Genomic DNA, 23,522 nt, shown 5'->3' with positions numbered 1-23,522 from the left:
GTGTTTCTCCCCCCGCTCAGTTCCGGATCCGCAGGCGGTCGGTACTGTCCTCGCTCGGCTGGACGACGACGATGCCCTGGCCGGAGAAGGCCATCTGGTACGCCTCTCCGCTGCCGCGCCCGATGAGGGAGCCCGCCTTGAAGCTGCGCTTGCCCTTCACCTTGAGGTTCGGGGACCAGGCGACGAGGGCGTCGGGATCGACATAGGTCTCGTCCTCGCCCCTGCCGCAGTCGACGACGATCGGTGTGCCGCGCGAGGTGATGGCGACCCATCCCGTGCCCTGGATCCCGATGTTCCACAGGCCCTGGCCTGCGAATTTAGCCATCCCCTTGACCCGCTCCACACCCCAGGTGAGGTGACTGTCGAAGGCCAGGAGATTGGTGCCGTTGACCGAGAGCGCGTCGTTGTCGAGGTTGATCACGACGACGTCGGCGCCGTAGTCGGCGAGGTAGAGCAGTCCGTCCCCGGCGCACTTCATCAGCGGTGCGCCCTCGCCGGTGATCCACTGGGCGGCGATGCTGCGGACTGCGGGCGGGTTGGGTTCGTACTGGATGAAGCCCTCGTAGGCCACCATCGAGCCGGTGCGCGCGTAGAGGTCCTGGCCGGTGGCCATGGCGACCTTGAGCATGGTGCTGCCGTGGTTCTCCATGCGGGCCGTGACGGGGGTCGGGGCGAAGCCCGCGAGCTGCTGATTCATGACGGGCTCCCTCAGACCTCGTAGGGCTGTACGACGATGAAGTTTCCGGGGGCTCCCCGGAACTGGAGGTTCACGGTCTCCCCGCTGTGCCCCGGGTACGCGTTGCGGCGCAGCCGGACCTGGCTGGAGATGATCACCTGGGACGCGGACGACCAGGCCACCACGGCGTTGCAGTCGGCGAAGGTGGTCGGCGTGACAGGCAGGACGACCGGCACACCGTGGGTCTTGACGACGACGGTGCCGGTGCCCTGGAACAGCATCGTGAACAGGGCGCCGCCGGGAATCCCGTGTCCTTCGATCCTGCGCACCTCGTACTGCAGGGACTCGTCGAAGGCGAGGACGTTCTCCGCGGAGACGCAGATGCCGTCACCCTGCAGTTCGATGGGATGCAGATGGGTCCCTTCCTCGGCGAGGAAGACCTGGCCGCGGCCGGTGCAGCGCATCAGCTGCATCTCCTGGCCCGTGGCGTTGCCGACCATGCGGCCCGCGAAACCGGCGCCCTTGTAGCCGAAGTCGACCTTGCCCTGGTACATCACCATGCTGCCCTGACGGGCCAGCACCGGGGCGCCGTCACCCATCGTCAGGTCGACGCGCATGAGCTTCGCGTTCTGCGAGGTCCAGCGCTGCCCGGTGGCCGTCTCCTTGTAGAGCTGCAGGGCGGCCTGCAGGCCTGCGCCGCCGGCGGGGACGCCCTGGGGTACGCCTTGCGGCATACCGGGCTGCATGCCGGGTGGCTGCTGGCCGAACGCCGGGGCGGCCGGGGGCTGCTGACCGTAGGGCGGGGCGGGAGGCGCCTGCTGGCCGAAGGGCGGGGCAGGAGGCGCCTGCTGACCGTAGGGCGGGGCGGGAGGCGCCTGCTGACCGTAGGGCGGCGGCGCGGGCGGGGCTCCCTGGCCCGGGACCTGGCCGAACTGCGGCTGCTGGGGCGGCTGTCCGTACGGCGAAGGCGCGGGCGCCACAGGGGCCGGTGCTTGCGGAGCCGGTGCCTGCGGCGGCTGCGCCAGGGGTGCCGCGATGGTCGGCGCGGCGTGTATCGGCGGCTGCTGCGGCGCGGGAGCCGGCGCTGCCGGAGACCCGAACGCCGGTGCGGGCTGCGGCGGCTGGGGAGCGGCCGGAGCACCGAAGGCGGGAGGCGCGGAGGCCTGGGCGGGCGGCGCGAACGAGGGTGCGGCGCCCTGCGGGGGCTCGGCGGGAGCCTCCTCGGCGACCTCCCCGCCGAAGTTCTTGAGCAGCGCGTCGAGTCCGCCGTCGAAGCCCTGGCCGATCGCGGCGAACCGCCAGACGTCCTTGAGATAGAAGTCGCCGAGCATGACCGCGCGCTCGGTGGTGAACTCCGAGCCGGTGAAGGCGTACCTCACCACTTCCTCGCCACCGGCCACGATCCGGATGTACCCGGGGCCGACCTGCGACATCTGCCCCGCGCCGTCGACGGTCGCGGTGAACGACAGCTTGTGGATGTTCGCCGGAATACGGTCGAGGGTGACGCGGAACGATTCTGTGTCACCTGCCTGGGCACCGAGAAGCTGAATGGACTCCTCAGGTGATTTCGGCTGGTTGAAGAAGATGAAATACCGGTCGTCGGAGAGCTGCTCATTGGCATCGAGACCGAAGCAGCTGATGTCGAACGTCAGGCCGGGGCCCGCGATCTGCACGCCTACGTACAGATCCGTCCCTGACGTGAGATCACTGACCTTGGCCTTGTGGCCGCGCTGAAATTCCCTGGCCATGCGTAACGACCGTCCCCCATCCCGAAGGTGAATGCATCGCGTCAGGCTAACCGCAAACCACGACATCGAGCCAAGCCGGTACAGACCCGGTACAGAACCGCCGACGTCACTCCTCGCGGGCGGCGGGCAGATGCGGAAGCCGGTCGGCCGCCACCACTCCTTCGAGGTAACCCCGCGCCCGCTCGGTACGGGGGTACGCCTCAAGGAGCTGCCAGAAACGCGGCCCGTGACCGGGGACCAGCAGATGGGCCAACTCGTGCAGGAGGACGTAGTCGAGTACGTACTCCGGCATCCCCTGCAGCCGGTGCGAGAGCCGGATGCTGCCCTCGGCCGGAGTGCAGGAGCCCCAGCGGGTGTTCTGATTGGTCACCCAGCGCACGGAGGCGGGCCGCGCACGGCCGTCGAGATACTGGCCGGAGAGCCGCTCCGCGCGGTCGGCGAGCTCGGTGTCACCGATGACGCGCTTGCTCTCCTGCGCGGCCAGCTTGTCCAGCATCACGCCGACCCAGCGCTGCTCCTCGTCCTCCGACATCCGGGCGGGGATGAGCACGATGGTGCGGTCGCCCTCCCGGTACGCCGAGACCGTTCTGCTGCGCCGGGTGCTCCTGCGGACCTCGACCGCGCTCGTCGCCGATGCGCGGGGCTGCTGGGCGGCTGCGCCGACCTGCCGGCGTCCGGCGCCACGCGCAGGGGTCTCCCCGGCGAGACCAGGTGAGGAGTCGGCGGGCACGTCACGACGTTACCCGCCGGCGGCGCGGTAAGTCCCGCCTCCCCGACGGACCGGCGTTGATCCACTTCTCGACTTGCACCATTTGAACGACTAATACCCCAGCCTGTGGATAACTTTCCGCCCGTTTCGCCGCCACGTTGCATTCTGGCAACGGAGCCCCGACACCGACCTGGGAGAAGTCATGCATCCGATGCTGAAGCCCGCGCTGCGCCGTGCCTGGCGTGGAAGGAACACCGTGCAATTCGGCGTGACGCCCGCGCACGCGGTAACGCTGGGACCGATGGATATCGCCACAGGCAGCTTTCTGGAGCTGCTCGACGGAACACGCGGGCTACCGCTGCTCCGCGAGGAGGCGAGAGCTCTGGACCTGTCGGACCGGCATGTGGACATTCTCGTATCGCGCCTCACGGAGGCCGGTCTGCTGGACGATCCGGACGCGGGCGGCCCCGAGGCCGACGCCTTACGCCGACGGGCCGAGACCCTGGAACGCCAGCGCCCCGACGCCGCAGCGCTCTCCGTGGTCCATCCGACACCCGGCAGCGGGCTGCGCAGGCTCGCGGCCCGGCGCGCGACGCGGGTACAGGTGCGCGGAGCCGGCAGGGTCGGCGCGACGATCGCCGCGGTCCTGTCGGGGTCGGGGGTCGGCCACGTCGAGGTTCTCGACGGGGGCCGTACCGAACCCTGGGACGTCGCTCCTGGCGGTCTCCCGGCGTCAGCGGTCGGAGAGCGCCGGGACACGGCGGCCCGGCAGCTGGTGCGCAGATCCGCGGTGGGCGGACCTCCGCGATCGGGCGGCGGGACGGGCCGGGCCCCGACAAGCGGCGAACCCGCCCTGTCCCTGATCGTGGTGGCACCGAGGGACGGCCTCTCCGTCTACGCCCCCGACCCGGACACCGCGGCGCCGTGGATCTCCTCAGGTACGCCCCATCTCTATGCGGGAGTGATCGAAGCCACCGGAGTGGTCGGGCCGTTGGTGCTGCCAGGAGGCACCGGCTGCGCGGGCTGCCTGGCACTGCGCCGCGCGGAGGCGGACCCGCAGTGGCCACGGATGCTCGCGCAGTGGAGGTCGGGCCGGCGCACCTGGGTGCAGGCCTGCGACCTGGGCCTGGCGACCGCCGTGGCGGGCCTGGCCGCGGCCCATGCGCTGTCGTTCCTCGACGGAGAGCTGCCGTCCAGCACGGGGGCGCGGTGGGAGGCCGCCATGCCGATGCTGGACTGGCGGCCGGAGCGCCTGGACCCGCACCTCGACTGTCTCTGCGGTGCCGCCGGGCACACTGAGGTGGGGCTCACCCCCGCGGCCGGCGCCACGCACGACACAATGGCCGGGTGACCGTCGCCGACGGAGCTGAGCCGGATACTCACGCCGCACGGCAGTCTGGGAACTGGAGGGGCACATGTCTGATCTTCCCCGGAAGGCGGTCACCCGTACCGCGAAGCTGGCAGCCCTGCCGCTCGGCTTCGCCGGCCGTGCCACATGGGGTCTGGGCAAACGGATCGGCGGGAAGCCCGCCGAGATGGTGGCGCGTGAGGTCCAGCAGCGCACGGCGGACCAGCTCTTCAAGGTCCTCGGTGAGCTGAAGGGCGGTGCGATGAAGCTGGGACAGGCGCTGTCCGTCTTCGAATCCGCGCTGCCCGAGGATGTCGCGGGCCCCTACCGAGCGGCGCTGACCAAGCTGCAGGAGGCGGCGCCGCCCATGCCGACCTCCACGGTCCACGGGGTACTGGAGGAACAGCTGGGCGATGACTGGCGGGAGCTGTTCATCGAGTTCGAGGACCGGCCGTCCGCCGCGGCCTCGATCGGACAGGTCCACCGCGCCGTGTGGCACGACGGCCGCGACGTCGCCGTGAAGGTGCAGTATCCGGGCGCCGGTGAGGCGTTGCTGTCGGATCTCACCCAACTCAGCCGCTTCGCACGGCTCCTGGGGCCGCTGGTGCCGGGGATGGACATCAAGCCGCTCATCACGGAGCTGCGCGACCGGGTGTCCGAGGAGCTGGACTACGGCCTGGAGGCCCAGGCCCAGGAGGAGCACGCGGCGGAGTTCGAGGACGATCCCGATGTCGTGATCCCCCAGGTGGTGCATCGGTCCGAGCAGGTGCTCGTCACGGAGTGGATCGGCGGAATTCCGCTGTCGGAGGTGATCGCCGACGGTACGACGCGGCAGCGGGACCGGGCGGGCCAGCTGCTGGCGCGTTTCCTGTTCTCGGGTCCGGCCCGCACCGGTCTGCTGCACGCGGACCCCCATCCGGGTAACTTCCGGCTGCTTCCCCCGGCGGACGGCATGACCGCCGGGGACCCGGACGGCCCCGACGAAGTGGCGCCCTGGCGCCTGGGGGTGCTGGACTTCGGCACGGTGGACCGGCTTCCCGGCGGTCTGCCAGGGATCATCGGTGACGCGCTGCGGATGACGCTCGACGGGGACGCCGACGCCGTGTACGCCATGTTGCGCGAGGCGGGCTTCGTCAAGGACTCCATCGATCTCGAACCGGACGCCGTGCTCGGCTATCTGCTGCCCATCATCGAGCCGGCGCAGGTGGACGAGTTCACCTTCACCCGCTCCTGGCTGCGCAGCCAGGCGGCCCGGATCGCTGATCCGCGCTCCCCGGCGCATCAGATGGGGAAGCAGCTGAATCTGCCGCCGTCCTATCTGCTGATACACCGCGTGACGCTGAGCACGATCGGGGTGCTCTGCCAGCTGGGCGCGACCGTCCGTCTCCGTGACGAACTGGAGTCCTGGCTGCCGGGGTTCCTCCTGGAGGAGGAGTACGAACCGGCCGAGGACAGCGAGCAGGAGGGCGCGAAGGACAGCGCGGAGGAGGCCGCGGCGGTCGAGGTGTAGTGGCGCCGCCGGCCGGTCACCACCAGGCGGAGTCGAGTCTGCTCTCGATCGCTCTGATGTGGGTGCGCGCGCAGTCCTCGCAGAAGTACTGGCGGCTGCCGTTCTCCACGGAGCAGAGCCACGTCGGAGGTGCCGGGTCCGATGTCGCGGTGGTGCCGCAGCGGGCACACGCCACACGATGGGCAACCGGTTTCGCGGGGTGATGAGTCTCCTCGTCCACCTCGCGACGATAACGCCGCCCGGCGCACGGCGCACGGCGCACGCACTGCGGGGCCGACCTGTCCTGGCCGGCCCCGCTGGTCGGGGAGGTTGGCTGCCTGAGGAGCCGAGCGGTGGCCCGGCAGCCGTGTTGCTGCGTACCAACTGCTGATGCTGCGTACTACTGGTGCCGCCTACTGCGGGTGCTGTGCCTGGGATGTCTGGGCTGTCAGTGCATGACGGCCATGGCGAGCGCCCGGCGGGCGCGCATCGAGGCACGCTCCGCACGGCGCTGCATCCGCCTGGCGGCCACCAGGCGGCCGGCCTCACGGGCGTCCTCGGCCTCCCTCAGGCGGTCGTGCATATGAGCACGGGCCAGGGCTTCTGGGATGAGTTGCATCTCGCGGGTCCTGTTCTGACGCGAGTCGTTCGCGCCGATGATGGTGACGTCCGGGGTGGCGGAGCCGACAGGCTCCCTCGTGGTGGTGGTCATGGGTGCCTGATTCCGGGGGTCATGGGTCTGGGGACGGTCGATGGTTCCGATGCGCTTCGTTCGTGTGGGGGACATGACCCCCAGGCCGGCGGTCACGCCGCGACGACCGGGTGCTTACGGGGACGGCCACGCGGCCTCTTGCGGGCGACCACGACGCCCTGCACGAAGAGCTCACCGCCCCAGACGCCCCACGGCTCGCGCCTCTCCTTGGCGCCGGCGAGGCAGGCCTCGATCAGCGGACAGGTCCGGCAGAGGGACTTGGCGTATTCGACGTCGGCCGGGGACTCGGCGAAGAAGACCTCCGGGTCGTAGGAACGGCACGGGACGGGCACGCCGAGGTTCTCGATGGCGTCGTCGAGCGCGGTGAGCGCGGTGAGGGGGATCAAGGTGGAGTCCTCCGTGAGGCCGGGCGGGGAGATCGTGTCGGAAGGCGGTACGGACGGGGCGTGCGTCTCGAGTTGCACGGTGGCGTTGTCCTCGTCTGGTCGTGCCGGCCTGTTGGCCGGTTGGCGGCTGGTACCAGGTCCTGCTGTCCCGAGGCTCCTTCGTCTCGTCTCATCCGTTCGGACAAAACAAAAGGGCCGCGGATCCCGAGTGGGGTTCCGCGGCCCTGAAGGCGCCGGCCTGATATGGATCAGGCTGGATCACTCCAGGGTTCAGGCCCACGGAAGGCCCACATCGTGTGGTGGTGCTGCGTCGTCTGCTTCTGGGCTCCGGCACCGGCTGCGGCTGCCGCAAAGGCATAGGCCGAGGCCCGTCCCTTCGCTACTGCTGCTTCCGGCGCCTCGGTCGGTCGCTCATTGCGCTCTCGCACGGGCAGGCTCGCCGCAGACAGCGGGCTGATCGCGGAGATGCCGGACACACCGGTGGCGAGAAGCGAGAGCTCCGAGGAACGGGTGAGGCCGAGCGAGCAGGTGGAGACGACCGACGGATCGGTCATTTTGATGGTGTTGATGATGCTGATCACGACAATCGCCTCCTCTCGGCGTCTCAAGGGACCGGCCGGGGCCGATCCTGCGGTATTCGGATAAGTACAGCACGGAGTCAGGGCTTCAGAGAAGTCGCTGTTCCCGTGGTTAAGAACCTATGGTGATGACTGCTGCGGGCGCAAACTATTTTTTCGACGAGTTTTTCTCACACGTCGCCGTCGCCGCCCTCCGGCTCCTCACCCACCGCCCGGCCTGCGCAAATGGCCAGCACATCGGCCCCGAACCTGGTCAGCTTCCTGTTGCCGACACCGGGGATGACGACCAGCTCACCCTCACTGCCCGGCGCGGCCTCGGCGATCGCCATCAGAGTCTTGTCGGTGAAGACGCAGTACGCGGGCTGGCTGATCTCCTTCGCCCGGTCGGCGCGCCACTCCCGCAGCCGCTCGTACAGCCCCTCGTCCATGTCCGAGGGACAGTCCTCGCAGCGCATCAGTTTCATCTCGCCGGCCTCGGTCAGCGTCCTGCCGCAGACCCTGCACCTCACCGGTCCCCTCCGGCCCGCCCTGACCGGCTTCTCCGCCCCCGCGCCGCCCGCGCCCGCACGGGAGCCCCGGTCGATGCCGCCGGCTCCTCCGGCCCCGCCCCGCGTGCCGAGTGCGGCCGAACCCGGCCGCAGCCCGTTCAGGAAGCGGGTCGCCCGGCGGTTCCCACGACCACCCGGCGACCTGGACAGCGCCCAGGACAGCGAGAGATGGAAACGGGCCCGGGTGACACCGACATAGAGCAGCCGGCGCTCCTCCTCGACCTGCTCGTCCGTCTTGGCGTAGGCGATCGGCATCATGCCCTCGGTCAGCCCCACGAGGAACGCGGCATCCCACTCCAGGCCCTTCGCCGAGTGCAGCGACGCCAGGGTGACGCCCTGGACCGTCGGCGCGTGCTGGGCGGCGGCCCGCTCGTCGAGCTCGGCCACGAGGGCCGAGAGCGTCGCGCCCGGCCTGGCCTGTTCGAAGTCCTCGGCCAGCCGCACCAGCGCGGCGAGGGACTCCCAGCGGTCCCGCACCGCCCCCGAACCGGCCGGCGGCTTGGAGGTCCAGCCCTTCGTGGAAAGCACCGCCCGCACCTCGGACGGCAGGTCGTCGGCGCCGTCGAGCAGTGAGTCGTTTCCCCCCGCGCGGGCGGCACCGCGCAGGGCGACGCCAGCCTCCCGCACCTCGGGCCGGTCGAAGAAGCGCTCCGCGCCACGCAGCTGGTAAGGCACGCCGGCGTCCGCGAGTGCCTGCTCATAGACCTCGGACTGGGAGTTGACGCGGTACAGCACGGCGATCTCACCGGCAGGGACACCTGCGGCGATCAGGTCGCGGATCCGCCGTGCGGTGCCCTCGGCCTCCGCGGGCTCGTCCGGGTACTCCGTGTAGAGGGGTTCGGGGCCCTTGTCCCGCTGCGAGACCAGCTCGAGCCGGTGCTCGGACGCCTTGCCCCTGGCCTGGCTCAGCAGGCCGTTGGCCAGATGGACGACCTGAGGTGTGGAGCGGTAGTCGCGGACCAGCTTGACCACCGTCGCGTCGGGATGGCGGGTGCGGAAATTCAGCAGATGATCGGGGGTGGCACCGGTGAAGGAGTAGATCGTCTGACCGGCGTCGCCGACGACGCAGAGATCGTCCCGGTCGCCGAGCCAGAGATCGAGCAGGCGCTGCTGGAGCGGGCTGACGTCCTGGTACTCGTCGACGACGAAGTGCTGGTACTGGCCGCGCACATGCTCAGCGATGTCGCGGCGGTCCTGGAGGATGCCGACGGTCAGCAGCAGCACGTCCTCGAAGTCGATCACCGACCGGTCGCGCTTCAGCTGCTCGTACATCGCGTAGATCTGGGAGAGCTCGGCCGGGTCGCGCGGGACGTCCCGCTGGGTCTTGGCGACCGCCGCCGGGTAGTCGGCGGGCACGGTCTGGGTGACCTTGGCCCACTCGATCTCACTGGTGGTGTCCCGCAGCTCGTTGCGGTCGAGCCGGATCCCGCAGCGGGCCGCGGCCTCGGCGACCAGCTGGACCTTGCGCTCCACCAGCCGTGGAAGCTCACCCCCGACCGCTCTGGGCCAGAAGTACTGCAGCTGGCGCAGGGCCGCGGAGTGGAAGGTCCTGGCCTGCACACCGGTCGCACCGAGCTGGCGGAGCCTGCCCCGCATCTCCCCGGCCGCCCGGTTGGTGAAGGTGACGGCGAGCACGGTCGTCGGCTGGAGGATGCCGGCACGCACCCCGTAGGCGATGCGGTGCGTGATCGCCCGCGTCTTGCCCGTGCCCGCTCCGGCCAGCACGCACACGGGTCCGCCGAGGGCCAGCGCGACCTCGCGCTGCTCCGGGTCGAGCCCGTCGAGCACGGCGTCCGCGGAGTCGGGGACCTGTGGGAAGAGGGTGGAATGCGTTGCTGCTGTCACCCTGCCATGCTGCCAGGTCGCGAGGGGCCACCGCGGCGGTTGTCCACAGGGGGTGGCGTTCGTCGTACCGGCGGGCAGGCCGGGGAATGGCGGTCGGGTCTCGTACGTTCCCTCCATGCGGGACGTGCGCGTGCGCGCGGCCTCGACACTCAGCGAGACGGACGAGACATGAGGAGCGCCGACGACATGCCGGGCACTGTGACGATGTACAGCACCACGTGGTGCGGCTACTGCCGCCGGCTCAAGGGGCAGATGGACCGCGAGGGCATCGCGTACACCGAGGTCAACATCGAGCACGACGCGGACTCGGCGGCCTTCGTGGAGAAGGCGAACGGGGGGAACCAGACGGTGCCGACCGTGCTTTTCCCAGACGGCTCGACGCTGACCAACCCCTCGCTGGCCCAGGTCAAGCAGAAGATCGGCGCCTGACACCGAGGCGGATGACAGCGGCCCCGGAGCAGAGAGTTACTCCGGGGCCGTCGTACGCGCGCACGCTGGTGCGGGCCAGTCAGCCGATGGTGCCGGGCTTCGGGAGCGGCTTGCCGTACCAGAGCTCGATCAGGCGTGCCGCGATCGAGACGCCGAACGGGGGCAGCACCTCGCCCGAGTCGAAGGCCGCCGTGAGCTCCTCGCGGGAGAACCAGCGGGCCTCCTCGATCTCCTCGCCGTCCACATTGATCTCGGACGACGAGGCACGTGCCATGAAGCCGAGCATCAGGCTGGAGGGGAACGGCCAGGGCTGGCTGGCGATGTACTCGACCTCGCCGATGACGACCCCCGCCTCCTCGAAGACCTCACGGGCCACGGACTGCTCGATCGACTCCCCCGGCTCGACGAAGCCGGCGAGGGTCGAGAAGCGGCCTTCGGGCCAGTGCACCTGGCGCCCCAGCAGGGCGCGATCCTGGTCGTCCGTGACCAGCATGATGACCGCCGGGTCGGTGCGCGGGTAGTGCTCCGCACCGCAGGCCTGGCAGCGGCGGATGTGTCCGGCCGCCGCGATGACGGTGCGCTCGCCGCAACGTGAGCAGAAGCGGTGCAGCCGCTGCCAGTTCTCCAGAGCCACCGCGTGCACCATCAGTCCGGCGTCGCGCGGGCCGAGCAGCATCCCGGCCTCACGCAGCCCGGCGGGCCGTGCGGACTGGTCCATACGGCCCGGCAGGGAGTCCTTCTGGAGCGCGAAGTAGCGTACGCCGTCCTCGTCGGTGCCCAGGAAGTAGCGGTGGGTCTCGGTGACGGGCGCCTCGAAGGCGGGCGTCATGACGAGCTCGGTGCCGCCCTCGGGGGTGTCGTCGATGAGCGCCTGCCCCCCGGAGACGACGAAGACCCTGGTCGTCGGGTGACTCCAGGCCGCGGCGAGCCAGGCCTCGTCGAGCCGGTGGTGCGCGGCGCGGTCGATGCCGCTGGGCGCGGTGAGACCGATCGGGCGGTCTGCGGTGGCGTTGTCGAAGGTGCTCACAGGTGCTTCCTACTCCCCCGGGGGTGGATCGGGCGTTCAGAGATTCAGCGCAGCGCGTCGGCCAGCTCGCCCCACAGATGGGCGGTGGTCTCCGCGCCTTTGATGAGGAGGTCGAGCTCGACCTTCTCGTCGGGACCGTGCCAGCCGTCGGACGGTACGGAGATGCCGAGGAAGAGGACGGGTGCGCCGAGCACGTCCCGCAGGTCGGCGGCGGGGCCCGAGCCCCCTTCGCGGGTGAAGAGGATCTTCGTCCCGAAGGCCGTTCCCATGGCGCGGGCCACCGCCTGGAGGGCGGGGTGGTCCAGGGGTGTCAGACAGGGGCGGGTCGCGGGGGCGAAGGCGATCCGGTGGCGGACACCGGCGGGGATCCTGGCCTCGGCCCAGGCACGGACCGCTTCCTGGATCCGCTCGGGGTCCTGGCCGTCGACCAGCCGGAAGCTCAGCTTCACCAGGGCGGACGAGGGGATGACGGTCTTGCTGCCCGCGCCCTGGTAGCCGCCGCCGATGCCGTTGACCTCGGCGGTGGGGCGGGCCCAGACGCGCTCCAGGGTGGAGTAGCCGGCCTCGCCGGACGCGGCGTGCGAGGCCGCGGTCCGCAGCCAGGTGTCCTCGTCGAAGGGCAGCTCGGCGAAGAGGGCGCGTTCGGCCGCGGTGAGTTCGGTGACGCCGTCGTAGAAGCCGGGGACCGCGACCCTGCCCTCCGTGTCGTGGAGGGCGGCGACAAGACGGGCGAGGGCGGTCGCGGGATTGGGCACCGCACCGCCGAAGGACCCGGAGTGGATGTCCTGGTCGGGGCCCGACAGCTCGATCTCGCACTCCGCGAGGCCGCGCATGCCGGTGCAGACGGTGGGGGTGTTCTCGTCCCACATGCCCGTGTCGGAGACGATCACGACGTCGGCCGCGATGCGGGCGGCCCGCTCGTCGGCCAGCGCGCGGAAGTGCGGCGAACCGGACTCCTCCTCGCCCTCGATCAGGAGCTTGAGGTGTACGGCGGGGGTCGTGCGGCCGGTCGCGGCGAGGTGGGCGCGGACACCGAGTGTGTGGAAGAACACCTGGCCCTTGTCGTCGGCGGCGCCCCTTCCGTACATCCTGCCGTCGCGGATCACCGGGTCGAACGGGTCGGTGCTCCAGCCGTCATCGAGGTGCGCGGGCTGCACGTCGTGGTGGCCGTAGACCAGGACGACGGGTGCGTCGGGGTCCTCGGACGGCCATTCGGCGAAGACCGCCGGGGCGCCGGGCGTCTCCCAGATCTCGGTGACCGGGAATCCGGTCTCCGCGAGCTTGGCGGACAGCCACTCGGCGCTGCGCCGCACGTCCCCGTCGTGCTCCGGCTGCGCGGACACCGACGGGATGCGCAGCCACTCGGCGAGGTCGCCGATGAAGGCCGCGCGGTGCTGCTCGGTGTACGTACGGACGGCGCTGTCCGGGGTGTCGCTCATGCTTATGAGCCTATCGGCCCTGAGGAGGTGGCTCGTCCAGCAGGAGCCTCTCCAGCTCCTCACGGCCGGGCAGCCCGGTGGGGCGGGACGTCTCCCCGGTGCGTATGTAGAGGAAGGTCGCTGTGACCGCGTCCGGCGGCAGGCCGTGGAGTTCCGCCCAGGCCAGGCGGTAGACGGCGAGCTGGAGCGGGTCGGCGGTGCCGTGCCGGCCGGTCTTCCAGTCGACGATCTCGTACGTGTCACCGTTGCGGTAGACCGCGTCGATCCGGCCGCGGATCACCCGGCCGCCCAGCGTGATCTGGAAGGGGGTCTCGACGCGGTACGGAGTGCGCCGGGCGTACGCCGTACGTTCGAAGGCTTCCTTGAGCTCCGTGAGGTCACGCTCGTCGGCGATCTCCGCGTCGCTCCCGTGGCCCCCGGGGAGCTCGTCCGGGCCCAGCATGGGCAGCGGCAGTTCCTCGAAGCGGGACTCCACCCAGGCGTGGAAGCGGGTGCCCCTTCGCGCGGCGGGCTGCGGGGGGCGCGGCATGGGGCGGGCGAGCTCCCGCGCGAAGCCGTCGGGGTCGTCGGCCAGGTGCAGGAGCTGGGTCGCGGAGAGCGTGGCGGGTACGACGACGTCGCGCACGGCCGCACGGGCGCGGCGCAGCTCACCGGCGAGGGCGTCGAGATCACGGTCCCAGGAGGCGAGGGCGCGAGACTCCTCCGGAGTGAGGCCGGCGTCCACCGGGACCCGGGCGGCGGGTACGTGCGCGGCGGGTGCGTCCGGCGGTACGTCTCCCGGGCCCGGTTCACCGTCGCGGGACCGGGCCGGTTCACCCTCGGGAAACGGGTCAGGCTCACCGTCGGGGAACGGGTCGTCGTAGGGGGCGTCCACCTCCTCGTACGGGGGCGCCTCGTCGCCGTACGGCGGGTCGTACGGCGGTGCCTCCTCGTCGTGGACATCGGGTACGGGCGTGGCCGCCAGGGCCTCCAGGTGCGCCAGCACCGTGTCACGGGCGGCGCGACGGCGGGCCATGGCGGTGTCGTCGAGCGGGAGCGGCCAGGCCTGGTCGGCGTCCTGCTCCTGGAGCTCCGGGTTCTCCTCGTCATCGCCGGGCTCGTCCGCCCAGGCCTCGATCTCGCCGTACCCGGCCGCGCAGTGCTCGTACAGCGCGTCCAGGAAGGCGGACGGGCCGCGGGGCTTCTTCTGGGACGGGCCCCACCAGTGGCCGGAGCCGAGCAGCAGGGTGCGGGGGCGGGTGAAGGTGACGTATCCGAGGCGGAGCTCCTCGGTGTGCTGATGCCCCTTCATCTCCTCCTTGAACGCCTTGAGGCCCTTGGCGTCGAAGGACCCGAGCGCGGGCAGCGTGTCCGCGTCGCCGCGCAGGGCGTGCGGGAGGACCTGGGACTGCGAGGTCCATGCCTCCCGGGAGCGGGTGCTGGGGAACTGGCCCCCGACGAGGCCGGGAACGGCGACGACGTCCCACTCCAGGCCCTTGGACTTGTGGGCGGTGAGGACCTTCACGGTGTTCTCGCCGCCCGGCAGGGCGTTGTCCAGGCCCTTCTCGTACTGCGCGGCGGTGCGCAGGAAGCCGAGGAAGGCGAGCAGGCTCGCCTCCCCGTCGACCGCGGCGAAGCCGGCCGCGACGTCCAGGAAGTTGGCGAGGGTCTCGCGGCGGCGTGCGGCCAGGGCGTGCGGCGATGCGGAGAGCTCCACTTCGAGGCCGGTCGTCGCGAGGACGCGGTGCAGTACGTCCATGAGGGGGTCGGCCAGCGAGCGGCGGAGGTCGCGGAGCTCGGTGGCGAGGCGGGCGAAGCGGACGCGGGCCTCGGCGGAGAAGGGCAGCTGGTCGTCCTCGGCCCCGCCGGACTCCAGGAAGGTGTCGAGGGCGTCGGCGAGCGAGATCACCTCGGCGGGGTCGGTTCCCTCGACGGCGTCGGCCAGACGCTGGTCCGGGTCTGCGTCGTCGCCGGAGGCGGAGCGGTGGACGAGCAGGCGGGCACGACGTCCCAGGAGCGCGAGGTCCCGGGGTCCGATGCGCCAGCGCGGTCCGGTGAGCAGCCGTACCAGTGATGCGTTGGCCCCGGGGTCCTGGAGGACCTCGCAGACGGCGACGAGGTCGGCGACCTCGGGGAGGTGCAGCAGCCCGGACAGGCCGACGACCTCGACCGGGATGTCCCGGGCGACGAGGGCGGCCTGGATCCGGGGGAAGTCACCGGTGGTCCGGCACAGGACGGCGATCTCGCCGGGCGGGGTCCCGGTCCTTACGAGGTGGGCCAGCGAGTCGCCGAGCCAGTCGATCTCCTCAGCGTGGGTGCGCAGGAGGGCGCAGCGGACCGTGCCGTCCCGCTCGGCTCCGGGCGCGGGCCGCAGCGCCTCCACTCCCTCGTGCATGGCGCGCAACGGTTCCGCGAGGCCGTTGGCGAGGTGGAGGAGGCGGCCGCCGCTGCGGCGGTTCTCGCTGAGGGAGTAGCGGGTGGCCGGGGTGCCGTCGGCCTGCGGGAAGTGCTGCGGGAAGTCGTCGAGGTTGGCCACGGACGCGCCGCGCCAGCCGTAGATCGCCTGGCAGGGGTCGCCCACCGCGGTGACGGCGTGGCCCGCCGTGCCGCCGCCCCCTCCCCCGCCTCCCCCGCCGAACAGTGCGGCCAGGAGCAGACGCTGGGCCACGGAGGTGTCCTGGTACTCGTCGAGCAGGACGACGCGGAACTCGTCGCGGAGGATGGCGCCGACCTCGGGCCTGGTGAGGGCCAGCTCGGCGGAGAGTGCGATCTGGTCGCCGAAGTCGAGGAGGTCCCTGCTGCGCTTGGCCGCACGGTAGCGCCGGGTCAGCTCGAGGAGTTCGCGGCGGGCCTCGGACGTCTCGGGGATCTTGCGCAGCTCGGCGTTGGTGAGCCGGGCCGTCTCCAGGTCCTTCAGGAGAGCGGTGTCGTGCTCGGCGAGCTCTTCGGGGCGTACGAGGTGTTCGGCGAGCTCGGCGTCCAGGGCCAGCAGGTCGCTGACGAGCGTGGGGAAGGACCGGGTCAGTGCGGGGTAGGGGCCGGGGGCCTCGCGCAGTACCCGGGCGGCGAGCTGGTAACGGGTGGCGTCGGCGAGGAGCCGGGTGGTGGGTTCGAGGCCGATCCGTAGGCCGTGGTCGGTCAGGAGCCGGCCGGCGAAGGCGTGGTAGGTCGAGATCCCGGGTTCGCCCGGGGGGTTGTCGGGGTCGATGACGTCCGGGTCGGTGACCCCGGCTGCGATCAGGGCCCTGCGGACCCGCTCGGCGAGCTCACCGGCTGCCTTGTTCGTGAAGGTCAGGCCGAGGACCTGCTCCGGGGCGACCTGCCCGGTCCCGACCAGCCAGACGACCCGGGCGGCCATCACCGTGGTCTTCCCCGAGCCGGCTCCGGCCACGATCACCTGCGGGGCGGGCGGCGCGGTGATGCAGGCCGTCTGCTCCGGGGTGAAGGGGATCCCCAGGAGCTCCTTGAGCTGCTCGGGGTCGGTGATACGGGGGGACACTCCACAGAGGCTAACCGGCCGCACCGACAACCCGGTCGTACGCGGGGGCCGGCGGTCGTACGCGGGCACCGGGCCGTGCGGTCATTCGATGATCTGCCGGCCCTCGGGCTGCGCGCTGCACGACGCCTTGAAGGCGCAGTGGGTGCAGTGCTGGCCGGTCGTGGGGGTGAAGCGTTCGTCCAGGACCCGGCCGGCAGCCGTGGCCAGCAGGTCGGAGACCCACTCGCCGGAAAGGGCTTCCTGCGCCTGCACCTTGGGGAGGGTGTCGCCGCCCTCCTTCTTCGGGGCGGGCTGCCGCAGCTGTACGAGCTCGGCTCCGCCGGCTTCGGGGCGGCGGCCCTCGAAGACCTCGTCGACGGCGCCTTCCCTGACCGCCAGCTGGTAGACGGCGAGCTGGGGGTGGGAGGCCACCTCGTCCTTGGTCGGCGCTCCCTTGCCCGTCTTGAAGTCGACGACGTACGCCCGGCCCTCGGTGTCCCGTTCGACCCGGTCCATGGAGCCCCGGATGCGTACGGCGTACTCGCCCGCCTCCAGGGTGACGTCGAAGTCGTGTTCGGTGGCGGTGGGGGTGCGGCCCGCGCGGTCCATGACGTGCCAGCGCAGGAAGCGTTCCAGGGCGGCGCGTGCCTGGTCCTTCTCCTGCCGCGACTTCCAGGGGGCGTCGAAGACCAGGCCGTCCCATACGGAGTCCAGGCGCTCCATCAGGACGTCCAGGTCGGCCGCGGTGCGTCCGGACGCGACCTCGTCGGCGAGTACGTGGACCACGTTGCCGAAGCCCTGGGCCGCCGTCGCCGGGGCGTCCGCCTTGACCTCGCGCCCCAGGAACCACTGGAGGGCGCAGGTGTTGGCGAGCTGGTCGAGCGCGCTCCCGGAGAGCGCGACGGGGTGGTCCCGGTCGCGCAGCGGAATCTGGGAGCGGGTCGGCTCGTCGAGGCCCCACCACCGGTACGGATGGGCGGCCGGCACGAGCGGCTGGCCCTCCTCGTCGGTGAGCGCGGCGAGCCGGGCGAGCCGGTGCGCGGCGGCGTCGCGCAGGGCTTCCGAGGCGGCGGGGTCGACGGTCGTGGCCCGGAGCTCGGCGACGAGCGGGGCCACCGCGAGCGGGCGGCGGGGGCGTCCGGTGACGTCCCTGGGTTCGGTCCCCAGCTCGGTGAGGAAGCGGGAGGGCTGGTCGCCGTCGTCGGCGGGCGCCTTGACCGCGGTGACGATCAGGCGTTCACGGGCCCGGGTCGCGGCCACGTAGAACAGGCGGCGTTCCTCGGCCAGGAGCGCCCCGGGGGTGAGCGGTTCGGCCAGACCGTCGCGCCCGATCCGGTCCGCCTCCAGGAGCGATCCCCTGCGGCGCAGGTCGGGCCAGAGGCCCTCCTGCACCCCGGCGACGACCACCAGCCGCCATTCCAGACCCTTGGAGCGGTGCGCGGTCATCAGGCGTACGGCGTCGGGGCGTACGGCGCGGCGGGAGAGGGTGTCGGCGGCGATGTCCTGGGCGTCGACCTCCTCCAGGAAGTTGAGCGCGCCGCGCCCTCCGGTGCGCTCCTCGGCGCGTGCCGCCGTGTCGAAGAGGGCGCATACGGCGTCGAGGTCCCGGTCGGCGTTCCGTCCGCCCGGACCGCCGCGCAGCGCCGCCCGCTCGAGACGGCCGGGCCAGGGGGTGCCGTTCCACAGGGTCCACAGGGCCTCCTCGGCGGTGCCGCCGCCCTCCAGGAGCTCACGGGCCGTGCGCAGGAGCGCGCCGAGCCGCTGCGCTCCGCGGGCGTACGCCGGGTCGTGGGTGGCCAGGCGCTCGGGTTCGGCGAGCGCCTCGGCCAGCAGCTCCCCTGACGGCGGGGGCAGGCGGTTACCCGCGGCCCGCTCGTCGTCGCGCAGGGCCCGGCCGAGACGGCGCAGGTCGGCGGCGTCCATGGAGCCGAGGGGCGAGGTGAGGAGAGTGAGTGCGGTCTCGGTGTCGAGCCCGCCGGGCTCCAGCGCCGCACCGGCGACGGTGCGCAGGGCGGTCAGGAGAGGGGCGACCGCCGGCTCGTGGCGCAGGGGGAGATCGTCGCCGTCCACCTCCAGGGGCACTCCGGCAGAGGTGAGCGCCCGGCGCACGGCGGGGATCGAGCGTCCGCCGGCGCGCACGAGGACCGCCATGTCCCGCCAGGGCACGCCCTCTTCGAGGTGTGCGCGCCGGAGCAGGTCGGCGATGTTCTCCAGCTCGGTGGAGGGCGTCGGGTAGGTGTACGCCTCGACACGGCCGCCCTCGCGCACGGCGGACAGCTCGCGGTGGGCGCGGACCTTGGCGGACGGCAGACGGGTGAGCGGCATGCGGCGGGTGAGCAGCCGGGTCGCCGCGAGCAGCCGCGCGCCGGAGCGGCGTGAGGTGGTGAGGACCCCGACGGGGGCGGGCGCGCCGTCGGCACGGCGGAAGGTGTCCGGGAAGTCGAGGATGCCGTTCACATCGGCGCCCCGGAAGGCGTAGATGGACTGGTCGGGGTCGCCGAAGGCGATCAGCGTCCGGCCGCCCCCGGCGCCTGCGGCCACGCCCCCGCCGCCCCCCGCACCAGGGCCCGCGCCGCCCCGGTTCCCGGCCAGCGCGTGCAGCAGCCGCACCTGGGCGGGATCCGTGTCCTGGTATTCGTCGACGAGCACCACGTCGTAGCTCCGGGCCAGCGACGCGGCCACTTCGGGACGCTCGGCGAGCAGGACCGCCCGGTGGACGAGCTCGGCGTAGTCGAGGACGCCCTGTGCGTCGAGCACGTCCAGGTACTCGGCGAGGAACTGGGCGGCGGCGCTCCAGTCGGGGCGTCCCGTGCGGCGGGCGAAGGCGGCCAGCGCGTCCGGGCCCAGGCCCAGCTCACGGCTGCGGGCCAGCACCGCGCGCACCTCGTCGGCGAAGCCCCGGGTGGTCAGGCACGCCCGCACTTCGTCCGGCCAGCGGACATGGGCGAGACCGTCCTGTTCGAGGCCGAGCTGACCGGCGAGGAGTTCCCGGACGGTGACGTCCTGTTCGGGCCCGGAGAGCAGGCGCAGCGGATCGGCGAAGAGGTCGGCGTCCTGGTGGGCGCGGACCAGGGCGTAGCAGTACGAGTGGAAGGTGGTGGCCTGCGGGCCCCGGAGGCCACCGAGCCGCGCCGCCATCCGGTCGCGCAGCTCGACCGCCGCCTTGCGGCTGAAGGTGAGGACGAGGATGCGGGCGGGGTCGGTGCCGCGCGCCACCCGCCGGGCGACCGTCTCCACCAGCGTCGTGGTCTTGCCCGTGCCGGGTCCGGCCAGGACCAGCAGCGGGCCGTCGCCGTGGTCAACCACCGCGCGCTGCGGTGCGTCCAGGAGAGGGGGGTCCACGGAACCGGGTGGCGTGCGCACCAGCCGGTACGCGCCCGGGGCCCGCCGCCGTGCCTGACGGTGCGGGCTGTTCCGGGTGGTGAAGGAGGAGCTCACGTGGGATCGCCGGTCCTGGTGGGTGTACTCGGTCTGCGCCGGTCGTGACGGAAACGGATGAGGGAGCGGAGCGTGCCGCGTGTGGACGACGCTACGCCAGCGGCGGAGCGTACATCCGGCTGTCGGCCGCGTCGCTCGTCACACGGTGACAGCCGCTGCGGGGCACGCCCCCGCAGCGGCCCTCCGGCGCACCCCCGCTCCTGCCGGTCGGCCGTCCCTGCCGGGCACGACGGCGGAAGGTGTCAGTTGTGAGCTTCGTCGCCCTGGCCACCGGTCGTGCCGTCCCATCTGGCGCGCTTCATGTCGAGACGCGGGACGTGCCCCTCCGCCTCGCGCGGGGCCGCTCTCAGCGGTGTGCCCTCCTCGCGGTAGTGGCCGAGGGCCCGCAGCTCATGGCCCGGCAGCAGCGTCCCGTCGGCGCGCACGACACGCCACCAGGGCACCGCGGAGCCGTACAGCGCCATCGCCCGGCCGACCTGTCTCGGCCCGCCGTCACCGAGCCACTCCGCGACGTCGCCGTACGTCATGACGCGGCCGGGAGGGATCAGGTCCGCCACGTCAAGGACCCGCTCGGCGTAGAGGGGCAGCTCGGCGGTCACGGGGGCGGCGGGCCCGTCCCCGGTCCTGCCACCGCTGGTCCGGTCTTCGCTCATCCGCCCCATCCTGCCGTACGCCACCGACAACGGGGCCCGCGCGCTGTCGCCCCGGTCACACAACGTGCACACGGGAACGAAGCGGGAATGTTGCGCATCGCGCCCGCGCAATGCACCCTGATGCCCCCCTCTGTCTGCAGGCCGTGCCACCATCATGCGGGCGGTGACCGGTGATACGAGAAGACGAAGATTCGTCAGAGGCTAAGGAGCAGGGCGTGCAGCCACCGAAGGCGGCGGGCTCCTCCGACGCCGAGCCACGCCCGGACGCGCCCGGTCCCGAAGAGGCCTCGGGGCCCCCCGACAAGCACCTGGCGGGCTCGACGCTCGCGTCGGCCGACACCGCCCTGACCGACCGGGTCTCCGGCGACGAGCCCCTGCTGCCCGCCCGGGTCCACCGCCCGTCGGATCTGCTGCGGCTCCTCATCGGGGTCCTCGCGATCGTTCTGCTGTTCTCCGTCGCCGCGTTCGCCCAGGGGACCACCACGGGCCTGGAGGACGACATCTCCAAGGGCACCGACCAGGCGCCCGATCTGCTGATCAAGCTCGCGGGTCTGGTGTCCAGCATCGCCGTGCTCCTCGTGCCGGTCGCCTTCGCGATCGAGCGTCTGGTGAAGCGCGACGGGCTGCGGATCGCGGACGGGGTGCTCGCCGCCGTGCTGGCGCACGGGGTGACCCTGGCCACCGATCTCTGGGTCGCCAAGTCGGCGTCAGGGACGATCCGGGACGCGCTGACCCAGCCCCAGCCCGGGGACGCGCTCACCGACCCCGTGCACGGATATCTCGCGCCCGTCATCGCCTACATGACGGCGGTCGGGATGGCCCGCAGACCCCGCTGGCGGGTCGTCCTGTGGGTGGTGCTGCTCCTGGACGCCTTCGCGATGCTGGTCGGCGGCTACACCACCCCGTTCTCGATCGTCCTCACCGTGCTGATCGGCTGGACCGTGGCGTACGGCACGTTGTACGCGGTCGGATCGCCCAACGTCCGCCCGACCGGCCAGCACCTGATGGCCGGTCTGCGGCACGTCGGTTTCCGCCCGGTCGCAGCGATGCGCACCGAGGACGCTCCCGACAACATCGACCAGAGCGACCGGGGCCGGCGCTATCTGGTCACTCTGGAGGACGGGCCACCGCTGGACGTCACGGTCGTCGACCGGGAACAGCAGGCCCAGGGGTTCTTCTACCGGGTGTGGCGCAGGCTCACCCTGCGCAGCATCACCCAGCGCCGCTCGATCCTGTCCCTGCGCCAGGCCCTGGAGCAGGAGGCGCTCCTCGCGTACGCGGCGATCGCGGCCGGGGCCAACGCGCCCAAGCTGATCGCCACGTCCGAGCTCGGCCCCGACGCCGTGATGCTCGTGTACGAGCACATCGGCGGGCGCTCGCTGGACGCGATGGAGGACGAGGAGATCACCGACGACCTGGTGCGGGGCGCCTGGCGGCAGGTGCAGGCGCTCCAGTCGCGGCGGATCGCACACCGCAGGCTCACCGGGGACGCCATCCTGGTGGACGGCAGGGGCACGGTGTTCGTCACCGATCTGCGGGGCGGCGAGATCGCCGCCGGTGACCTGATCCTGCGTATGGACGTCGCGCAGCTGCTCACCACCACCGGCCTGCGGGTGGGCGCCGAGCGCGCCGTCGCCGGGGCGCTCGCGGTGCTCGGGCCCGACGCCGTCGCCGACTGCCTGCCGCTGCTCCAGCCGATCGCGCTGAGCCGCTCCACCCGGGCGACGCTGCGCAGGCTCGCCCGGGAGCGTTCGCAGCGCGAGCGTGAGGCGGTGCTGGAGGCCTCCCAGGCGTCGAAGCAGAGCAAGACGGAGGCGCACGGCTCGACGACCGGCGACCGCAAGGCCGTCCGCAAGTCACTGCGCACGGAGAAGCAGGCCGAGAAGCGGGCGATGGACGATGCCCTGGAAGAGGCCCGCGAGGAGGACATGCTGGCCCAGATCCGCCGCCAGGTGCTGCTGATCAGGCCGCAGGCGCCGGTGGAGCCGGTCCGTCTTGAGCGCATCAAGCCGCGTACCCTCCTCAGCTTCATCGCGGGTTCGATCGCCGCCTACTTCGTGATCTCGCAGATCACCCAGGCCGACTTCGGCGCGGTCGTGGAAGAGGCCGAGTGGGGCTGGGTGGCGGCGGCGCTGGGCTTCTCGGCCCTGAGCTACGTCGCCGCGGCGATGAGCCTGCTCGGCTTCGTGCCCGAGCGGGTGGCCTTCGGCAAGACCGTACTGGCGCAGGTCGCCGGGTCGTTCGTGAAGATCGTGGCACCGGCCGCGGTCGGCGGTGTCGCCCTGAACACCCGCTTCCTGCAACGCGCCGGAGTGCGCCCCGGGCTCGCCGTCGCGAGTGTGGGCGCCTCCCAGCTGTTCGGCCTCGGCGCCCACATCCTGCTGCTCGCCCTCTTCGGGTATCTGACCGGCACGGAGAAGACTCCGGACTCGCTCACCCCGTCGAGGACGGTCATCGCGGGCCTGCTCACGGTCGCCGTGCTGGTGCTGGTGGTGACCGCGATCCCGTTCCTGCGGAAGTTCGTCGTCACCCGGGTGAGGTCACTGTTCGCCGGCGTCGTCCCCCGCATGCTGGACGTGGTGCAGCGCCCGCAGAAGCTGGTCACCGGCATCGGCGGCATGCTGCTGCTGACCGGTCTCTTCGTGCTGTGCCTCGACGCGTCGATCCGCGCGTTCAGCGGTCCCGACGTCCCCCAGCTCTCGTACGCCAGCATCGCGGTGGTCTTCCTCGCGGGTAACGCCCTCGGGTCGGCGGCCCCCACCCCCGGTGGCATGGGCGCGGTCGAGGGCGCGCTGACGCTGGGTCTGATCGCGGTGGGTCTGCCGAAGGAGGTCGCGGCACCGGCCGTGCTGCTCTACCGCGTGATGACCCTGTGGCTGCCGGTGCTTCCCGGCTGGATCTGCTTCAACCAGCTGACCCGTAAGGGCGAGCTCTAGGTGTATTGATCACGAGCGCGTTTCGAAAGTAGCGCCGTCCGCCCGAAGGGCGGGCCCGGCGGCGTCCGGTGCGTGCGATCGCAAGGCGGAGGGTCGCCCCGATA

General features: G+C 72.0%; 17 protein-coding genes. 4 read left to right on the top strand and 13 right to left on the bottom strand.

Features of this window, described 5'->3' with window-relative positions; genetic code table 11:
* Positions 1-16: 16 nt before the first annotated feature.
* The 3 genes from AB0C75_RS18545 to AB0C75_RS18535 all read right to left on the bottom strand — a co-directional run bounded on the left by AB0C75_RS18545 (position 17) and on the right by AB0C75_RS18535 (position 3,154).
* Positions 17-697: an AIM24 family protein gene (locus tag AB0C75_RS18545; RefSeq protein ID WP_362892022.1), complete on the bottom strand. Its 681-nt coding sequence runs from the start codon at positions 695-697 to the stop codon at positions 17-19.
* Positions 698-708: 11 nt separating this feature from the next.
* Positions 709-2,424, bottom strand: a complete 1,716-nt coding sequence (locus AB0C75_RS18540) for a TerD family protein (protein WP_362892020.1) — start codon at positions 2,422-2,424, stop codon at positions 709-711.
* Positions 2,425-2,530: 106 nt separating this feature from the next.
* Complete coding sequence (locus tag AB0C75_RS18535; protein ID WP_362892018.1) at positions 2,531-3,154, bottom strand: M48 family metallopeptidase; 624 nt, start codon at positions 3,152-3,154, stop codon at positions 2,531-2,533.
* Between the two features lie 181 nt (positions 3,155-3,335).
* Between AB0C75_RS18535 and AB0C75_RS18530 the strand changes: the two genes are divergently transcribed.
* Both AB0C75_RS18530 and AB0C75_RS18525 read left to right on the top strand, forming a co-directional pair.
* A complete protein-coding gene (locus tag AB0C75_RS18530; RefSeq protein ID WP_362892016.1) occupies positions 3,336-4,484 on the top strand; it encodes a ThiF family adenylyltransferase in 1,149 nt (382 codons plus the stop codon).
* Positions 4,485-4,548: 64 nt separating this feature from the next.
* Positions 4,549-5,991, top strand: coding sequence for an AarF/ABC1/UbiB kinase family protein (locus AB0C75_RS18525; RefSeq protein WP_362892014.1), 1,443 nt, complete (start codon positions 4,549-4,551; stop codon positions 5,989-5,991).
* A gap of 16 nt (positions 5,992-6,007) precedes the next feature.
* On the opposite strand, the gene AB0C75_RS18520 is transcribed toward AB0C75_RS18525, so the two are convergent.
* The 5 genes from AB0C75_RS18520 to AB0C75_RS18500 form a co-directional block, all read right to left on the bottom strand.
* Positions 6,008-6,211: a hypothetical protein gene (locus tag AB0C75_RS18520; RefSeq protein ID WP_362892012.1), complete on the bottom strand. Its 204-nt coding sequence runs from the start codon at positions 6,209-6,211 to the stop codon at positions 6,008-6,010.
* Between the two features lie 207 nt (positions 6,212-6,418).
* Positions 6,419-6,778, bottom strand: coding sequence for a hypothetical protein (locus AB0C75_RS18515; protein WP_362892010.1), 360 nt, complete (start codon positions 6,776-6,778; stop codon positions 6,419-6,421).
* Entirely contained in the window at positions 6,775-7,146 is a 372-nt protein-coding gene (locus AB0C75_RS18510; RefSeq protein WP_362892008.1) for a WhiB family transcriptional regulator, read from the bottom strand. Before AB0C75_RS18510 ends, AB0C75_RS18515 begins: the two co-directional genes overlap by 4 nt.
* Before the next feature lie 170 nt (positions 7,147-7,316).
* Positions 7,317-7,649, bottom strand: a complete 333-nt coding sequence (locus tag AB0C75_RS18505) for a hypothetical protein (protein ID WP_362892006.1) — start codon at positions 7,647-7,649, stop codon at positions 7,317-7,319.
* Positions 7,650-7,816: 167 nt separating this feature from the next.
* Positions 7,817-10,039: an ATP-dependent DNA helicase UvrD2 gene (locus AB0C75_RS18500; protein WP_362892004.1), complete on the bottom strand. Its 2,223-nt coding sequence runs from the start codon at positions 10,037-10,039 to the stop codon at positions 7,817-7,819.
* Positions 10,040-10,225: 186 nt separating this feature from the next.
* On the opposite strand from AB0C75_RS18500, the gene AB0C75_RS18495 reads away from it, so the two are divergent.
* On the top strand, positions 10,226-10,468 hold the full coding sequence (locus AB0C75_RS18495) for a mycoredoxin (protein WP_362892002.1): 243 nt from the start codon (positions 10,226-10,228) through the stop codon (positions 10,466-10,468).
* Between the two features lie 79 nt (positions 10,469-10,547).
* Here the strand turns inward: AB0C75_RS18495 and nudC are convergent, their stop codons facing one another.
* The 5 genes from nudC to AB0C75_RS18470 all read right to left on the bottom strand — a co-directional run bounded on the left by nudC (position 10,548) and on the right by AB0C75_RS18470 (position 20,482).
* On the bottom strand, positions 10,548-11,495 hold the full coding sequence (gene nudC, locus AB0C75_RS18490) for an NAD(+) diphosphatase (protein WP_362892000.1): 948 nt from the start codon (positions 11,493-11,495) through the stop codon (positions 10,548-10,550).
* A 44-nt stretch (positions 11,496-11,539) separates the two neighbouring features.
* On the bottom strand, positions 11,540-12,934 hold the full coding sequence (locus tag AB0C75_RS18485) for a dipeptidase (protein WP_362891998.1): 1,395 nt from the start codon (positions 12,932-12,934) through the stop codon (positions 11,540-11,542).
* Positions 12,935-12,944: 10 nt separating this feature from the next.
* Positions 12,945-16,412 carry a UvrD-helicase domain-containing protein gene (locus AB0C75_RS18480; RefSeq protein ID WP_362891996.1) on the bottom strand — a complete coding sequence of 1,156 codons (3,468 nt, stop codon included), beginning with the start codon at positions 16,410-16,412 and terminating at the stop codon, positions 12,945-12,947.
* A gap of 81 nt (positions 16,413-16,493) precedes the next feature.
* Entirely contained in the window at positions 16,494-19,829 is a 3,336-nt protein-coding gene (locus AB0C75_RS18475; RefSeq protein ID WP_362891994.1) for an ATP-dependent DNA helicase, read from the bottom strand.
* Between the two features lie 242 nt (positions 19,830-20,071).
* On the bottom strand, positions 20,072-20,482 hold the full coding sequence (locus AB0C75_RS18470; RefSeq protein ID WP_362891992.1) for an MGMT family protein: 411 nt from the start codon (positions 20,480-20,482) through the stop codon (positions 20,072-20,074).
* 215 nt (positions 20,483-20,697) lie between these two features.
* Here AB0C75_RS18470 and AB0C75_RS18465 point away from each other — a divergent pair, with 215 nt between their 5' ends.
* Positions 20,698-23,418, top strand: a complete 2,721-nt coding sequence (locus AB0C75_RS18465; RefSeq protein WP_362891990.1) for a lysylphosphatidylglycerol synthase domain-containing protein — start codon at positions 20,698-20,700, stop codon at positions 23,416-23,418.
* The last annotated feature ends 104 nt before the right edge of the window (positions 23,419-23,522 follow it).

It is taken from the genome of Streptomyces sp. NPDC048565 (genome assembly GCF_040650935.1).
Taxonomy (GTDB): Bacteria; Actinomycetota; Actinomycetes; order Streptomycetales; family Streptomycetaceae; genus Streptomyces.
This window is presented reverse-complemented; position numbering and strand designations above follow the sequence as displayed.

Excerpts from the sequence above, each read along its gene's own strand:
- AB0C75_RS18545 (WP_362892022.1), bottom strand. The coding sequence starts at position 697 with ATGAATCAGCAGCTCGCGGGCTTCGCCCCGACCCCCGTCACGGCCCGC.
- AB0C75_RS18540 (WP_362892020.1), bottom strand. The coding sequence starts at position 2,424 with ATGGCCAGGGAATTTCAGCGCGGCCACAAGGCCAAGGTCAGTGATCTC.
- AB0C75_RS18530 (WP_362892016.1), top strand. The coding sequence starts at position 3,336 with ATGCATCCGATGCTGAAGCCCGCGCTGCGCCGTGCCTGGCGTGGAAGG.
- AB0C75_RS18525 (WP_362892014.1), top strand. The coding sequence starts at position 4,549 with ATGTCTGATCTTCCCCGGAAGGCGGTCACCCGTACCGCGAAGCTGGCA.
- AB0C75_RS18495 (WP_362892002.1), top strand. The coding sequence starts at position 10,226 with ATGCCGGGCACTGTGACGATGTACAGCACCACGTGGTGCGGCTACTGC.
- AB0C75_RS18485 (WP_362891998.1), bottom strand. The coding sequence starts at position 12,934 with ATGAGCGACACCCCGGACAGCGCCGTCCGTACGTACACCGAGCAGCAC.
- AB0C75_RS18470 (WP_362891992.1), bottom strand. The coding sequence starts at position 20,482 with ATGAGCGAAGACCGGACCAGCGGTGGCAGGACCGGGGACGGGCCCGCC.